The following is a 15,680-nucleotide window of genomic DNA, read 5'->3' as shown; positions in this document are numbered from 1 at the left end:
TTCCCCTCTAAGCACATCAATCCGGCGCGAACAGACTAGAGCGTCCGCCTGACTTCGGGGACCGCGCTTGGGGAGGAGGGCATGAGGAGAGCATGAGGAAGGCGAGGAAGGCATGGACAAGGGCCGGTTCCGGCGGCGGAACGTTCGGGTGTTTTTCCCGGGCGGTGTCATCTGTCGCTTTGTTCACCGGGCCCAGCCGACCCCGTCACCCTTCCGCACCGTTGAACTGGGTACGTATCCGAAGATTCGGCCGCCCGCCCGTCTCCTGGGAGAAGCCCGTGATCACAAAGTTGCTCGTCGCGAACCGGGGTGAGATCGCCGTTCGGGCGTTCCGCGCCGCCTACGAACTCGGCATCGCCAGCGTCGCCGTCTACGCCCACGAGGACCGGCTGTCCCTGCACCGCCAGAAGGCGGACGAGGCGTACGAAATCGGCGAGCACGGTCATCCCGTTCGCGCCTACCTGGATGTAGACGGGATCGTCCGGACGGCGCTGCGAGTAGGAGCGGACGCCATCTACCCCGGGTACGGGTTCCTGTCCGAGAGCCCGGAGTTGGCGGAGGCCTGCGAGCGCAACGGGTTGACGTTCGTCGGGCCGCCGTCGGCCGTGCTGAACCTGGCAGGCAACAAGATCGAGGCGGTCGCCGCGGCGCGGCGGGCGGGGCTGCCGGTGCTGCGCTCGGTGACACCGGAGCCGGGCCGGGAACTCGCGGCGGCCGATGAGGTGGGCTTCCCGCTGTTCGTGAAGGCGGCGGCGGGCGGCGGCGGCCGCGGGCTGCGCCGCGTCGACCATCGTGAGGACCTGGAGGCGGCCGTCGACACGGCGCGCCGCGAGGCCGAGAGCGCGTTCGGTGACGCGACGGTGTTCCTGGAGCAGGCCGTGGACCGGCCCCGCCACATTGAGGTGCAGGTGCTCGCCGACGGCGCCGGGCATATCGTCCACCTGCGGGAACGTGACTGCTCGGTGCAGCGGCGGCATCAGAAGGTGGTCGAGATCGCGCCCGCGCCGAACCTGGAGCCGGCGGTCGCCGAGCGGTTGTGCGCGGACGCGGTGAGGTTCGCCCGCGAGATCGGTTACGTCAACGCGGGCACCGTCGAGTTCCTCGTGGACGAGCGGGGCGAGCACGTCTTCATCGAGATGAACCCGCGCATCCAGGTCGAGCACACCGTGACCGAGGAGGTCACCGGAGTCGACCTGGTGCAGAGCCAGCTGCGCATCGCCGGCGGCGAGACGCTGGCCGACCTCGGCATCGCGCAGGAGGACGTCACGGTCTCGGGCTACGCGGTGCAGTGCCGTATCACCACCGAGGATCCGGCGAACGGGTTCCGCCCGGACACCGGCAAGATCTCGGCGTACCGGTCGCCGGGCGGCGCCGGGGTCCGCCTCGACACCGGGACGACGCACGCGGGCGCCGTGGTGACACCGCACTTCGACTCGCTGCTGGTGAAGCTGACCTGCCGTGGACGGACGTTCGAGGAGGCAGTGCGGCGCGCACGCAGGGCGGTCGCCGAGTTCCGCATCCGGGGTGTCGCGAGCAACATCCCGTTCTTGCGGGCGCTGCTGGACGAGTCCGACTTCCGCGCGGGCGGCGTCACCACGTCCTATATCGCCGACCACCCGGAGTTGCTCACGGCCCGGTCGAGCGGCGACCGTGCGACGCGGCTCGTCCGGTTCCTGGCGGACGTGACCGTCAACAAGCCGCACGGTGAGGCGCCCACGACGCTGAACCCGGCGACGAAGCTGCCGCCACTGGCGCTGGACGGGCCGTTCCCCGAAGGGTCACGCGACCGGCTTCTGGCCCTCGGCGCGCGCGCGTTCGCCGAGCAGCTTCGCGCCCAGAACGCCGTGGCCGTCACCGACACCACGTTCCGGGACGCGCACCAGTCACTTCTTGCCACCCGGGTACGCACCTACGACCTGCGCACGGCTGCGCCCTACCTTGCCCGGATGACACCTCAGCTGCTGTCCGTGGAGGCATGGGGCGGGGCCACGTACGACGTCGCGCTCCGTTTCCTGGGAGAGTCGCCGTGGGATCGCCTGGCAGCGATCCGTGAGGCGGCCCCGAACCTGTGCATCCAGATGCTCCTGCGTGGCCGCAACACCGTCGGCTACACGCCGTATCCGGACTCGGTCGCGCGCGCGTTCGTCAAGGAGGCGGCCGACACGGGCGTGGACATCTTCCGTGTGTTCGACGCCCTGAACGATGTGGAGCGGATGCGCCCGGCCATCGACGCCGTGCTCCAGACACACGCGCTGGTCGAAGGGACGCTGTGCTACACCGGCGACCTGTCGTCCCCGGACGAACGGCTCTACACGCTTGACTACTATCTGCGCCTCGCAGAGGAACTCGTCGAGTCGGGCGTCCACATCCTGTGCATCAAGGACATGGCCGGTCTGCTCCGCGCACCCGCCGCGCGCACACTGGTGACCGCCCTGCGCGAACGGTTCGACCTGCCCGTCCATCTGCACACCCACGACACCGCGGGCGGGCAGATCGGGACGTACATCGCCGCGATCGAGGCCGGTGTGGACGCCGTGGACGGGGCCGCCGCGCCACTGTCGGGCACCACCAGCCAGCCCCCGCTCCAGGCGATCGTCGCCGCGACCGACTTCACCGGGCGCGCCACCGGGATCGACCTGGACGCGCTGACCGTGATGGAGCCGTACTGGGAGGCCGTACGGAAGCTGTACGCCCCGTTCGAAATGGGCCTTCCGTCACCCACCGGACGGGTCTACCAGCATGAGATTCCCGGCGGCCAGCTGTCCAACCTGCGGCAGCAGGCCGTCGCCCTCGGGCTCGGTGACCGGTTCGAGGAGATCGAGCGGCTCTACGCGGCGGCCGACCGGATCCTCGGCCGGCTCGTGAAGGTGACCCCGTCCAGCAAGGTCGTCGGAGACCTGGCGCTGCACCTGGTCGCCGCCGGCGCCGACCCCGACGATTTCGCCGAGAACCCAGAACGCTACGACATCCCCGACAGCGTCATCGGGTTCCTCAATGGTGAACTGGGCGACCCGCCGGGAGGCTGGCCGGAGCCTTTCCGTAGCAAGGCTCTAGCCGGACGTCAGTACACACCCGCGCGCGCGGAGCTTGACGGAGCCGAGGAGAAGGCACTCGCCGGTCCTGATGTTCGGGACACACTCGACCGGCTCCTCTTCCCCGGGCCTGCCAAGGACTACCGCGAGGCACGCGCGGCCTACGGCGACCTCTCCGTCCTGCCCACGAGCGCGTTCCTGTACGGGTTGCGCACGGGGCAGGAGGTCGCCTTCGATCTGGAACCGGGCGTGCGCGTCCTCGCCGGTCTGGAGGCGGTGGGCGGGATCGACGAGGCGGGCGTCCGGCAGGTCATCTGCACCGTGAACGGCCAGCTCCGAACCCTCTCCGTCCGTGACAAGTCCGTCGCGTCGGACGCGCCGCCGGTCGAGCGCGCCGACCCCGCCGAGCCCGGCCATGTCGCCGCGCCGTTCGACGGGTCGGTGACCTTGCGCGTGGCCAAGGGCGAGGAGGTCGCGGCCGGGGACGTGGTCGCCACCATCGAGGCGATGAAGATGGAGGCGGCCATCACCGCCCCGGTGGCCGGCGCCGTCGCCCGTCTCGCCGTCCCCGGGATGACCCCCGTTCAGGCGGGCGACCTGCTGCTCGTGATCTCCTGAACCCGTCGACTCCGGTACCTGTCATCTCCTGGATCGGAATCCTCCGTCCGCATCCTCCGTCCGCGTGGCGTTCGCCCTCCGGGTGCGCGCCGCGCGGGCGGCCGGATCAGGTCATCGGGCGGACGGCGTAGTCCGCGAGTGCCGGTTCGAGGAGGTCGAACGCCTCCCGTCCCGCGTCGGCCAGCGCCATGGCGATCTCCTCGTGCTCCTGGCCGGCCAGCGTGCGGCGGAGCGTCTCCTGGAACAGGACGCGGTGGACGCCGCCCACCTGGGCCGCGACCAGCCGGGGGAGCAGGTCGCCGGGGGCGGCGCCGGTCTCCTGCGCGAGGACGGCGGCCAGCGCGTCCGCGCGCTCCTCGTGGAACTCGCGGAGCCGCGCGACCAGCGCCGGGCTCCCGATGATCATCCGGGCGAAGTCCGGGCCGGAGAAACCGAGGACGGCGTCGTGCTTTGCCACCCCGGCCAGAAACGCGCGGCGCAGCGCGGCGAGCGCCGACTCGCCGGGCGCGCGTTCGGCGACGGTGCGGGCGAGCAGGGCGACGAACTCCTCGTGCAGGTCGAGGGCCAGGTCCTCCTTGCGCGGGAAGTAGTTGGTGACCGTCATCTTGGCCACCTGCGCCGCCGCCGCGACGTCGGCGATCGTCACCTGGTCGAAGCCGTGCCGCAGAAACAGGCGCGTCGCCTGGTGCGAGATGTTCTGCCGTGTCTGCTGCTTCTTCAGCTCCCGGAGTCCCATGGCCTCCATCCTTGCATACTTCGACCTAAGTTTATTATTGACATATTTCTATGTCGATCCTAAGTTTATGTCGCGGGAGTCGCGGGTACCCGAAACAGGTGACCCGTTCCCTCCCCGCTCGGATGAGCACCGGACGAACAAAGGACACCGTTCTGAACGCCAGCCACGCCCCCAGCGCGTCCCCCCGCGTGCCCTCTCCCCGCGCGGTGGCCGCGACCCGTGATCTCACCGACCCGATGAAGGACTACCTGTCCCGCATCGGGCGCACCGCGCTGCTGACCGCCGACAAGGAGGTCGAGCTGGCCAGGCGCATCGAGGCCGGCCTGTTCGCCCGCGAGCGGTTGGAGACGCGCGCCGACCTGTCCGGGCAGGACCGCGAGGACCTCGCCTGGATCGCCGCCGACGGCGCCCGGGCCAAGGAGCACATGGTCGAGGCCAACCTGCGCCTGGTCGTCTCGCTCGCCAAGCGCTACATGGGGCACGGCCTGCCGCTCAACGACCTGGTCCAGGAGGGCAACCTCGGCCTGATCCGTGCGGTGGAGAAGTTCGAGTACCGGCGCGGCCTGAAGTTCTCCACCTACGCGGTCTGGTGGATCAAGCAGGCGATCAGCCGCGCGCTCGCCGACCAGAGCCGCACGATCCGCATCCCCGTGCACGTCGTCGAGGTGCTCAACCGGATGACCCGGCTGCGCCGCACGCTGGCGCAGGACCTCGGCCGTGAGCCGACCTCGGCGGAGCTGGCCGCCGAGCTGGACGTCACGACCGAGAAGGTGGAGTGGCTGCGCCGCCAGGCGCGCGAGCCGCTGTCGCTGCACACCCCGCTCGGCGAGGACGGCGACGGCGAGCTCGGCGACGTCATCGAAGACCCCGACGGCGGCGACCCCGCCGACGTCGTCGCGTCCTCGATGCTGCGCGGCCGGCTCGACGCCGTCCTGGAGACGCTCACCGAGCGCGAGGCCGGCGTCATCTCGATGCGCTTCGGCCTCGCCGGCGGCGAGCCGAAGACCCTTGAGGAGGTCGGCAAGGTCTACGGGGTGACGCGCGAACGGATCCGGCAGATCGAATCCAAAGGCATGCACAAGCTGCGCCACCCGTCCCGCCGCGAGACGTTGGCCGACCTGCTGAGCTGACCCGCGCTGAACCGGCGGCCGCCGTCCCGCGTACTCGATCTTCAGAGCGTCACGCCGTCCTCAGAAGGATGTCGATTTCCTCCCTCGGTGGGATGACACCGTGGGGGATTTCCGAGAAGACTTCCACTCGACGTATCGCGAACTGGAGAGAGAAGAGGCATGACGGCGAGGCGGTTCGGACGGGCCACACGGCCCACGGCCACCGGCACGGGGGGACGCCCGCTCGGGCGTCCGGGACGGCGCACAGCACGGGGAGCGGCGATGGGGATCGCCGCGATGGTCATGTTGGGCCTGGTCCAGGGGTCGGCCACCGCCATGTTGCCCGCGCCCGCCCCGGGACCCGCCTACCTCGTGCCGGGCACCCCCGCGGACGCCGCGTCCGGCATCGAGCCCGCCAACCTCCGCGCCACGCTCGACGCCGTCCACGAGGCCGGCATGTACGGGGTGTTCTCCTCCGTCCGGGACGGTGAGCAGCGGTGGAACGGCGCGTCCGGCGTCGCCGACGTGCGGACGGGACGTCCCGTCGCCGCCGGCATGCAGACGCGCGTGGGAAGCATCACCAAGACGTTCGTGGCCACCGCGATCCTCCAGCAGGTGGAGAAGGGCACCGTCGAGCTGGACGCGCCCATCGGCCGGTACCTGCCCAACCTGTTCCCGGGGCAGCGCGGCCAGCAGATCACGGTGCGGATGCTGCTGAACCACACCAGCGGCATCGGCGACTACGTCGTCTACGCCTTCCCGTCTCTGAGTCAAGGGTCGCCCAAGAGCCTGGACACTGAACGCTTCCGCTCGCTCAGTCCCAAGCAGCTCATCGACTGGGGGCTGCAAGCGCCGCCCACCGGCGACCCGGGCGAGCATTGGTCGTACTCCAACACCAACTACATCGCCGCCGGGCAGATCCTGGAGAAGGTGACGGGCACCAATGCGGAGACCTACATCACCCGGAACGTGATCCGCAGGGCCGGCCTGAAGCACACCTACTTCCCGTCCGGCCCCGATATCCGCGGGCCGCACCCCCGCATGTACGAAGCGCTCTACCGGCACGTGAACCCACCGCGCGACTACAGCACGTTCAACATGAGCTGGGTGGCGACCGCGGGTGCGCTGGTGTCCACCATGGACGACCTCAACAGCTTCTACCGGGCGCTCCTCACCGGCGGGCTCATCAGCCGCCTGTCCCTGGCACAGATGCAGCAGACCGTGCCGGTCAGTGATGCCGACGGCAACGTCATCATGAAGTACGGCCTTGGCATCTACTCGCTGAGCCTGCCGTGCGGCACGTACTGGGGTCACGACGGCGCCGTCTTCGGGGCCGGTGCGCAGGCGCTGTCGAGCGCGGACGGCCGGCGGCAGGTCTCCTTCGCCTTCAACCTCATGAAGTACCAGCGGCTCGACGCCGACGGCGCCCCGCTGCCGGACCCGATCGACAGCGCGCTCGGCGCCCACGCCATCCAGGCGCTGTGCGGCGCGCAGGCGGCGACGCCGTCCGCGCAGCCCGGTCCGCTCTTCCGGGCGCTGCCCCTCCAGTTCGCGCGCCCGACACCCTGAGCCGCGGCGACGCCGACTGTCAGAGGCGTTGTCTAGCGTGCCTGGCATGGCGAGCGCAGCGCTGCACGCCCCACCCGACGGCCCGACTGACGCCCCTGGGGCACCGGACGCGGCCTGGGCCGAGATCGCGGGCCTGATCGACGCCTGCGACGCCGACGGTGTGGCCCGGGCCGTCCGCGCCCTCGACGCGGCCGGCCGGCGCGCGGTCGCCAAGGGACGCCCTTCTCCGGGGGTCAGGAGGCGAGGTCTGAGGGGTCGGTGTTGGCGCCGCACAGCACCACGACCACCCGCTCGCCGGGGGACGGACGGTACGCGCCGGTGCGGAGGGCGGCGACGGCCGCGGCCGTCCCGTGCTCGACGGCCAGCCGGTACTCGCTCCACACGAACCGGCGGGCTTCCACGAGCGCCTCGTCCGTGACAAGGACCGAGAGGACCCCGGTGCGGGTCGCCACGTCGTAGGCGATGTCGCCAAGGCGGGACGCGCCGAGCGAGTCGGCGGCGATCCCGGAGACCTGGACCTCCACGGGACGCCCGGCGTGCAGGGCCCGTTCCAGGGTCGGCGCGGTCACGGGCTCGACGCCGACGACGCGCGCGTGCCCTTCGAGCGCGGCGGCGACACCCGCCATGAGGCCGCCGCCGCCCACCGCCAGCAGGACGGTGTCGACCTCGCCGCCCGTCTGCTCCAGGATCTCCAGGCCCAGCGTGCCCTGGCCGGCGCACACGTCCGGCTGGTCGTAGGCGTGGCAGAACAATGCGCCGGTGTCGGCGGCGTGCTTGGTGGCGGCCTCGTAGGCGTCGGCGTAGCGGGTGCCGACCTGGACGACCGCCGCGCCCAGCGCCAGCAACCCCGCGACCTTCACCGCCGGTGCCGTCTCCGGGACGAACACCTCGGCGGGGACGCCGACCCGTCCCGCGGCGTGGGCGAAGGCGAGGCCCGCGTTGCCGCCCGAGGCCGCCACGACGCCAGTCTCCGGGAGTCGCCCGGAAGCCTGCGCGGCGAGGATGCGGCTGAACGCGCCGCGCGTCTTGAACGAGCCCGTGTGCTGGGTGTGTTCGAGCTTCAGCCACATCTGTTCGGCGGACCCGACGAGGTCGTCGTCTGGTGCGGCGGCGGGGATCGCCTCGATCGCGAGCAGTGGCGTCCTGCGGATCCGGCCCGCGACCCGATCCCCGGCGGCCTCGACGTCCCGACGAGCGATCACAGCGTCTCCCTCCCCGCACGGCCCGTGCCGTGCCAGGTTTCCATCCCTACCAGGCACCGGGCGCACCCGGCCCCGAGGGCGGGTGCCGCGGCGCGTTCGGTGGGGTGCCCGTCACGCCGGCGCGGTCTCCCGGTCGGCGTCCCCGCTGCCTCCCGGATCACCGGCGCCGCCGGCCTCCGCGCCGGCAGGCCGCATGGACTTGTCCACCAGCGGGACCTCTTTGACGAACCAGGCCAGCGCGAACGCCAGGACGCCCATGCCCGCCGCGACCATGAACGCCTGGTGCGTCCCGCCCGCCACCGCGTGCTCATAGGCGTCGCGGACGGCGGCGGGCAGCGTCCGCAGGCCCGCCGCGTCCAGCTGGGCCGAGCCCTCGGTGACGGCGGAGACGCCCCGTTCGGTCATGACGTCGCGGACGCGCCCGGCGAACAGCGCACCGACGATCGACACGCCCACCGAGCCGCCGATCGTCCGGGCCAGGGTGGCGGTGGACGAGCCGACGCCGAGATCCTTCGGCTCGACGCTCTGGAGCGTGACGATCAGCGTCGTCTGCATCAGGCAGCCCATCCCGGCGCCGACCAGCGCCATGAACGCGCCGGTGGTAAGGCGCGCGGTGCCGGTGTCCATCGTGGACAGCAGCGCCAGCCCGGTGGCCAGCAGCGCGGCGCCCGCGACGATGAACGGCTTGTAGCGGCCCGTCCGGGTGATGAAGGGCCCGGCGAACATGTTGATGACGACCATCGCCAGGAACAGCGGCATCCCGAGCAGGCCCGCGTTGGTCGCGGACGCGCCCTGCACGCTCTGCTGGAACAGGGGCAGGTACGTCATCGCGCCGAACATCGCGAAGCCGAGCAGGAACCCGATGACCGTCACGATCGTGAAGTTGGCGTTGCGGAACAGGCCCAGCGGCAGGACGGGTTCGGCGGCGCGGCGCTCGACGGCGAGGAAGGCGGTGCCGGCGGCGACCGCGAGCACCGCCAGCCCGACGATGACGCCGGACGTCCAGGCGTACTCAGCGCCGCCCCACGTCGTGACGAGGACGAGCGAGGAGATCGTGGTGGCCAGCAGCGCGACGCCGAGATAGTCGACGCGCGCCTTGGCGCGCTGCTTGGGCAGGTGCAGGACGGCCGAGATCATGACCAGTGCGAGCACGCCGAGCGGCAGGTTGACGTAGAAGCACCAGCGCCAGCCGAGGTGGTCGGTGATCGCGCCGCCGGCCAGCGGCCCGGCGATCATGGCCAGGCCCATGACCCCGGAGATCATGCCCTGGTAGCGGCCCTGCTCGCGGGGCGGCAGCAGGCTGCCGATGATGGCGAGCGCGCCCACCATCAGCCCGCCCGCGCCGAGCCCCTGGAGCGCCCGGAACGCGATGAGCTGCGTCATGTCCTGCGACAGTCCCGCCAGCGTCGAGCCGACCAGGAAGATCACGATGGCGGTCATGAAGGCGCCCTTGCGCCCGTACATGTCGCCGAGCTTGCCCCAGACGGGGGTGGAGACGGCGGTGGCCAGGGTGTAGGCGGTGACGACCCAGGACAGGTGGCCGAGACCGCCGAGGTCGCCGACGATGCTGGGCATCGCCGTGCCGAGGATCAGGTTGTCGAGCGCGGCCAGCAGCATCGCGATCAGCACCGCGCCGATCACGACGTACAGGTTGCGGCCGCGCTCGCCGCCGTCCGGTGGGGAGGGTTCCCGGTCCATGTCCGTCTCCTTACTTGCCGACCGGCTAGTTAACGGTTTCGAGTGTGCGGGCTAACTAGCCGGGCGTCAAGTAAGTTAAGGCGATATCGTGGGACCTAGGACGAACGGAGGAGGCGACCGTGGCCCAGACGCGCCGCAAGGACACCCGGCAGCGCATCCAGGACGTCGCGCTGGAACTCTTCCTGGAACGCGGCTACGACCAGACCTCGCTCCGCGAGATCGCCGAGCGGCTGGAGGTCACCAAGGCCGCGCTCTACTACCATTTCCGCACCAAGGAGGACATCGTCACGAGCCTCGTCGAGGACATCGGCCGTCCCGTCGAGGAGCTGATCGCCTGGGGGCAGGCCCAGCCCGCCACCCTCGAAACGCGCCGCGAGGTGCTACGCCGCCTGAACGAGGCGCTGGAGACGGGCGCGCCGGTCTTCCGGTTCCTCCAGGAGAATCAGGCCGCGCTGCGCGGCCGGGGCGCGCCCAACGCCTTCCGCGACCGCATGCGCGCGCTCGGCGCCCTGCTCGCCGACCCCGACGCCACCGTCCTGGAACAGGTCCGCGCCCTCAGCGCCCTCTTCACCGTCTACTTCGGCACCTTCGCCCTGGACGCGATGGAGGGCGCCCGGGAGGAGAAGCGCGCCGCCCTCCTCCAGGTCGCCTGGGAGCAGATCGACGCCGCCCACAACACCGGCGCGTAACCCCTCAGAGGTTACTGAGGGGTTACGCGCTACTGAGGGACGCTGAGAGACGCGGCCCGGTCGAGCAGTACCTTCCGCGCGGGCGCGTTGCGGGTGAGCTCCGCCGCGCGCTCGAACTCGGCGCGGGCCTCCGCCGGCCGCCCGAGCCGCGCCAGCAGATCGCCGCGCACGCTCGGCAGCAGGTGATAGCCGCGCAGGGACGGCTCGTCCACCAGGGCGTCGGCGAGCGCGAGGCCCGCCGCCGGACCGTCCGCCATGCCGACGGCGACGGCGCGGTTGAGCTCCACGACCGGGGACGGCGTGACCCGCGTGAGGATCTCGTACAGCGACGCGATCTGTGTCCAGTCGGTGTCCTCGGCGGTGTGCGCCTGCGCGTGGCAGGCGGCGATGGCGGCCTGGAGGACGTACGGACCGGGCGGTCCGCCGATCTCCTTCGCGCGCAGCAGGGCGGCGAAGCCGCGGCGGATGAGCAGCCGGTCCCACAGCCCGCGGTCCTGGTCCCGCAGCGGGACCGGCTCACCGGACGGCCCCGTGCGCGCCCGCGTCCGGGAGGCCTGGATCTCCATCAGTGCGGCGAGCCCGTGCACCTCGGGCTCGTCCGGCGCGAGCCCGGCGAGGATACGGCCAAGGCGTAGCGCCTCCTGGCACAGGTCCGTGCGGACCCAGCTCTCGCCGGCCGTCGCCGCGTACCCCTCATTGAAGATCAGGTAGATGACCTCCAGTACCGAGGCCAGCCGGGCGACCCGGTCCGGACCCTCCGGCACCTCGAACGGCACGCCCGCCTCCGACAGCGTCCGCTTGGCCCGGACGATCCGCTGCGCGACCGTCGGTTCCGGGACGAGGAACGCACGCGCGATCTCGTCGGTGGTCAGCCCGCCCAGCATCCGCAGCGTGAGCGCGACCCTGGAGTGCGTGGCCAGCACCGGATGGCAGGCGGTGAACACCAGCCGGAGCACATCGTCCTCGATGCGCTCCTGGTCGAGGACGAGGTCGAACTCGGGCGGCTCCTGCTCCCCGGACTCCAGCCGGTGCCCGATCTCGGCCAGCTTGGTCTGTAGCCGCTGTTCCCGCCGGATCCGGTCGATGGCGCGGCGCTTCCCGACGGCCATGAGCCAGGCGCCCGGGTTGTCCGGGACGCCCGACTCGGGCCACTGTTCGAGCGCGGCGACCAGCGCGTCCTGCGCCAGCTCCTCGGCGAGGCCGACATCGCGGACCAGACGGGCGAGCCCGGCGATGATCCGCGCGGACTCCATCCGCCACACCGCGTCGATGCCCGCGCGCACCCCGGAAGCCGTCACGCTGCCGATGACAGCACCCGCACGGGCCGCCGCGCAAGCTCACCGGCAGGTCATCCCTCGGGGAAGGGGTCCTCCGGCCCGAAGACCTGCTTGATGACGCCCTCGCCGTCACCGACGATCGCCCAGAACCGGCGGGACAGCTCGATCGCCTCCTCCCTGGTGCGCACCTCGATCAGCGCGAAGCCGACCACGGACTCCTTGGCTTCGGCGAACGGGCCGTCGGTGACGGTCACCTTGCCCCCGGACGAGGCGATGCGCGTGCCGTGCGGCTCCAGCCCACCGGTCGCGAGGAGCACGCCCGTCTTGGACATCTCGGCGATGAACGCGCCCATCTCGGCCTGGAGCTTCTCGTCGGGCGGGGCCTGCTCGGAACCGCTGTCCGTCGTCATCATCATGAAACGCATCGTGATGCCTCCCTGTTCACGTCCCGGGGTGTCTCCCGGGCCCTTCACCGGACGCGTCGAAGAGCCGGCGGCCGGATCGACATCGTGGACGAACTTTTCTCCGATATTTTCTCGCAGCCGCATCGTGCCAGGTCAGCGCCGGTGGAGACGAACAACACGGTTCCGCCCCTTGGGATGACCCCGCCGCGCCGAGTAACTTTGCGTCGAAGGCAGGAATTCTCACGCCCAAGGAGGCGTCCCCGTGGGAGACCCGCCGCCCGGATTCGGCATGCCAGCAGTCCCCGGCTCGCCCGCAGCGCAGGGGCGCGAGCTGGCGGGGCCCACGGTCCTGCGGATGCTCGTCGGCGCGCAGCTCAGGAGGTTGCGCGAGGCCGCCGGCATCTCCACCGAGGCCGCCGGATACGAGATCCGCGGTTCCCATTCCAAGATCAGCCGCATGGAGCTCGGCAGGGTCGGGTTCAAAGAACGCGACATAGCCGACCTGCTCACCCTGTACGGCGTGACCGACGCCGCGCGCCGCGAGCCCCTCCTGCAACTGGCCGAGCATGCCAACATGCCCGCCTGGTGGCAGCGGTACGGGGACGTGGTGCCCAGCTGGTTCGAGCCCTACCTCGGTCTCGAACAGGGCGCCGAGATCATCCGCGCGTACGAGGTCCAGGCCATCCCGGAGCTGCTCCAGACCGAGGACTACGCCCGCGCCCTGATCCGCGCCCGCCACCCCGACGCGCCCGCGGACGAGATCGAGCGGCGCGTCGAGCTGAGGATGCTGCGCGCCCGCATCCTCATGCGCCCGGGCCCGGTGAAGTTCTGGGCCGTCCTCGACGAGGCCGCCCTCCGCCGCGCGGTCGGCGGCACCCCGACGATGCGCGCCCAGCTACGGCACCTGAGCGAGCTCGCCACGGAACCGAACATCACCGTCCAGGTGCTGCCCTTCGCCGCCGGAGGCCACGCCGCCGAGGGCGGCCCGGTGACCCTCCTGCGCTTCGCCGAGCCCGAACTCCCCGACGTCGTCTACATCGAGCAGCTCGCCGGCGCCTTCTACCCCGACCGTCCCGCGGAGGTCCTGCGCTACCGCGACGTGATGAACCGCCTGGGCGTCCAAGCCCAGGCCCCGGCCCGCACCCCCGCGATCCTGAACCACATCCTCACCCAACTCTGACCTACCGACGGTCGCCGCCGCGGATCTGCCGCTCGTACTGCTCCCACAGCCCGAGCGACTCGATCAGCACCTCCTCCACATGTTCGGCAGCCGCCCGGTACGCCTGCGCCTGTCCGGTGCACACTCCGGCGTCCCACGTGCGGCCCTGCCCCGACCACACCCGCGCCCGCGCTTCCTCCAGATCGGCCAGCAACCGCCACGACCGCGCCTCTTGGGGGAATGCCTCGAACGCCTTCGCCACCTCAGGACCCAGCCGCGAGAACAAGAAGACGGTCCTCGGGCAGGGCTCGGAGCAGCGCGGCACCATGTCCCTTCGTGGCCCTCGCACGGACGAGCTCCCCGCCACCCGTCGCAACACATCCCGGACACTCCGCAGCACCCGCACAGTCGTTCCCTCCTCCTGATCGTCGCTTGTCTCGACCGCACGTGATCGGCTCACACCTGGGCGTCCTGATCACTGCCCTCGCCGCCGTCCACCGGGACGGCGTGGAGCCGGGCCCAGGTGATCTTGCCACCCTCCGCCAGCGGACGCGTTCCCCAGCTCCGGACGAGCTGCTCGACCAGGAACAGCCCGCGTCCTGTCTCCTCGGCAGGACCGGCCGCCTGGACGGTCGGCATCTCCCCGGACTGATCCCAGACCTCGATCGTGGGCGTCTCGCCGTCGGCCAACAGCACGCGCACCACGATGTGCTGCCCCGCGGCGGAGGCGCGCACCGCGTTGGTGATGAGCTCGCTGACCACCAGCCGCGCCGTGTAGTCCTCCAGCCCCCAATGCAGGAAGGCGAATCCCACGAGGTCGCGCGCCTCCTTGCAAGCCTCGGGCACCGGCTTGAGGACGAGCACGAAGAGGTCGCCATCAGGAGTCACGATGTGATCACTTCCTGTCACGATTGACGAGCTGAAGTGGCGCGATGCGGTCGCCTCGCGTCGACTACGATGCACCTGTGGAGCTTAATTCGCAATACCTAATTTAAGTTGTGTACGTTAGGTCATGTGATGACCGATTTCATACCGTCACCAGCCATGTGCTCTATGCTCAGCCGGTCGAGCGGTGATGGAGGTGGCGTGATGGCGGGTAGTCCGACTCTGCGGCGCAGGCGCCTGTCCGCGGAACTTCTGAGGCTGAGGGAGGCCGCCGGGATCACGGCGACGGCGGCGGCCAAGCGGCTGGACTGGCATCCGTCGAAGCTGACGCGCATGGAGCGCAACGAGTGGCGGCGGCCGCTGCCCCGCGACGTCGTCGACCTCCTTGATCTTTACGGGATCACCGACGAGGGCCGGCGGGAACGGCTCGTCACGCTGGCCAAGGAAGGGCGCCAGCGCGGCTGGTGGCACCCGTACGAGGCCGAGCTGAGTGACCAGTACACGACCTACATCGGACTGGAGGCGGAGGCCGCGTCGGTCTTGAGTTTTGAAGCGCTTATGGTGCCGGGCCTGGTGCAAACCGATGACTACGCGCGGGAGGTCATGCGTTCCGGGCAGGCGGAGATCGCCGACGACGAGGTCGAGCGTCGGGTGGAGTTGAGGCTGGCCCGCCAGCGAGTGCTGACCCGGGACGATCCGCTACGGCTATCGGTGGTCTTCGACGAGGCGGTGCTCCACCGGGTCGTCGGCTCTCCCGAGATCATGCGAGTGCAGTTTCGGCACCTGCTGGAGATGGCTAAACATCCACGCGTCACCCTTCAAGCCATTCCCTTCACGGCGGGAGCACACCCGGGGGTGCTCGGTCCCTTCGCCATTCTGCGGTTCGCGGACCCCGCCGACCCGGAGGCGGTGTACGTCGAGAATCTCGCCGGTGAACTCTTCGTGGAGGAGCCGGTGGAGGTGGAACGCTTCCAGATCGCCTTCCAGCGACTGGTTGCGGTGGCACTGAGCCCCAAGGATACGATCAAGTTGATTGCCGACAAGCTGTAGGTTCGGTCCCCCCAACCGGAGATGTGTGGTCGATGTCTCGATCTGTTGTCTCACCGTGCATTTCGTGGCGCAAGAGCAGTCGCTCTGGACAACAGGGGGCGTGCGTCGAGGTAGCTGGCCAGCCTGGCGCCGTGCTGATCCGTGACTCCAAGGACGCGCGAGGTCCGGTGCTCCGGGTCGGCCAGAAGAGCTTCCGGACGTTGGTGAGCGACGTCCGCGCTGGACATCACGACACGTTGCGCTGAACCGTGG

13 protein-coding genes and 1 pseudogene are annotated in these 15,680 nt (G+C 70.7%); 7 read left to right on the top strand and 7 right to left on the bottom strand.

Annotation, left to right across the window (positions count from 1 at the left end):
• Positions 1-278: 278 nt before the first annotated feature.
• Positions 279-3,650 (top strand): pyruvate carboxylase, encoded by a 3,372-nt coding sequence (locus tag AMA02S_RS12895; RefSeq protein ID WP_067456574.1) that lies wholly within the window; start codon positions 279-281, stop codon positions 3,648-3,650.
• A 106-nt stretch (positions 3,651-3,756) separates the two neighbouring features.
• Here AMA02S_RS12895 and AMA02S_RS12890 read toward each other — a convergent pair whose 3' ends face one another.
• The gene (locus AMA02S_RS12890) at positions 3,757-4,386 is read right to left on the bottom strand and encodes a TetR family transcriptional regulator (protein WP_245667479.1); all 630 of its coding nucleotides are present in this window, start codon (positions 4,384-4,386) and stop codon (positions 3,757-3,759) included.
• Between the two features lie 191 nt (positions 4,387-4,577).
• On the opposite strand from AMA02S_RS12890, the pseudogene AMA02S_RS12885 reads away from it, so the two are divergent.
• A pseudogene (locus AMA02S_RS12885) lies at positions 4,578-5,516 on the top strand (RNA polymerase sigma factor); the annotation flags it as partial.
• 261 nt (positions 5,517-5,777) lie between these two features.
• Positions 5,778-7,064, top strand: a complete 1,287-nt coding sequence (locus AMA02S_RS12880; RefSeq protein WP_067456565.1) for a serine hydrolase domain-containing protein — start codon at positions 5,778-5,780, stop codon at positions 7,062-7,064.
• Positions 7,065-7,297: 233 nt separating this feature from the next.
• Here AMA02S_RS12880 and AMA02S_RS12875 read toward each other — a convergent pair whose 3' ends face one another.
• Together AMA02S_RS12875 and AMA02S_RS12870 are read right to left on the bottom strand one after the other, a co-directional pair.
• Positions 7,298-8,266: a threonine/serine dehydratase gene (locus tag AMA02S_RS12875; RefSeq protein WP_067456562.1), complete on the bottom strand. Its 969-nt coding sequence runs from the start codon at positions 8,264-8,266 to the stop codon at positions 7,298-7,300.
• A gap of 111 nt (positions 8,267-8,377) precedes the next feature.
• The gene (locus AMA02S_RS12870; protein WP_067456559.1) at positions 8,378-9,964 is read right to left on the bottom strand and encodes an MDR family MFS transporter; all 1,587 of its coding nucleotides are present in this window, start codon (positions 9,962-9,964) and stop codon (positions 8,378-8,380) included.
• Positions 9,965-10,083: 119 nt separating this feature from the next.
• Here AMA02S_RS12870 and AMA02S_RS12865 point away from each other — a divergent pair, with 119 nt between their 5' ends.
• Entirely contained in the window at positions 10,084-10,653 is a 570-nt protein-coding gene (locus tag AMA02S_RS12865) for a TetR/AcrR family transcriptional regulator (RefSeq protein WP_218004928.1), read from the top strand.
• Between the two features lie 29 nt (positions 10,654-10,682).
• On the opposite strand, the gene AMA02S_RS12860 is transcribed toward AMA02S_RS12865, so the two are convergent.
• Positions 10,683-11,951, bottom strand: coding sequence for an RNA polymerase sigma factor (locus AMA02S_RS12860; RefSeq protein WP_439951591.1), 1,269 nt, complete (start codon positions 11,949-11,951; stop codon positions 10,683-10,685).
• 50 nt (positions 11,952-12,001) lie between these two features.
• Positions 12,002-12,346 carry a YciI family protein gene (locus tag AMA02S_RS12855; RefSeq protein ID WP_245667478.1) on the bottom strand — a complete coding sequence of 115 codons (345 nt, stop codon included), beginning with the start codon at positions 12,344-12,346 and terminating at the stop codon, positions 12,002-12,004.
• 250 nt (positions 12,347-12,596) lie between these two features.
• Here AMA02S_RS12855 and AMA02S_RS12850 point away from each other — a divergent pair, with 250 nt between their 5' ends.
• Positions 12,597-13,514, top strand: coding sequence for a Sco1979 family transcriptional regulator (locus AMA02S_RS12850; protein WP_439951590.1), 918 nt, complete (start codon positions 12,597-12,599; stop codon positions 13,512-13,514).
• A gap of 1 nt (position 13,515) precedes the next feature.
• Here the strand turns inward: AMA02S_RS12850 and AMA02S_RS12845 are convergent, their stop codons facing one another.
• Entirely contained in the window at positions 13,516-13,779 is a 264-nt protein-coding gene (locus tag AMA02S_RS12845; RefSeq protein ID WP_157430542.1) for a hypothetical protein, read from the bottom strand.
• Between the two features lie 170 nt (positions 13,780-13,949).
• Complete coding sequence (locus AMA02S_RS12840) at positions 13,950-14,381, bottom strand: ATP-binding protein (RefSeq protein WP_067456548.1); 432 nt, start codon at positions 14,379-14,381, stop codon at positions 13,950-13,952.
• Between the two features lie 201 nt (positions 14,382-14,582).
• Between AMA02S_RS12840 and AMA02S_RS12835 the strand changes: the two genes are divergently transcribed.
• Both AMA02S_RS12835 and AMA02S_RS40195 read left to right on the top strand, forming a co-directional pair.
• Complete coding sequence (locus AMA02S_RS12835) at positions 14,583-15,428, top strand: helix-turn-helix domain-containing protein (protein WP_067456546.1); 846 nt, start codon at positions 14,583-14,585, stop codon at positions 15,426-15,428.
• 32 nt (positions 15,429-15,460) lie between these two features.
• Positions 15,461-15,673 (top strand): DUF397 domain-containing protein, encoded by a 213-nt coding sequence (locus tag AMA02S_RS40195; protein ID WP_084265041.1) that lies wholly within the window; start codon positions 15,461-15,463, stop codon positions 15,671-15,673.
• Positions 15,674-15,680: the final 7 nt, after the last annotated feature.

This window comes from Actinomadura macra NBRC 14102 (genome assembly GCF_001552215.1).
In the GTDB taxonomy this organism is placed as follows: domain Bacteria; phylum Actinomycetota; class Actinomycetes; order Streptosporangiales; family Streptosporangiaceae; genus Spirillospora; species Spirillospora macra.
Note: the sequence above shows the minus strand (reverse complement) of the source record. Positions and strands in the feature narration are given on the sequence as shown.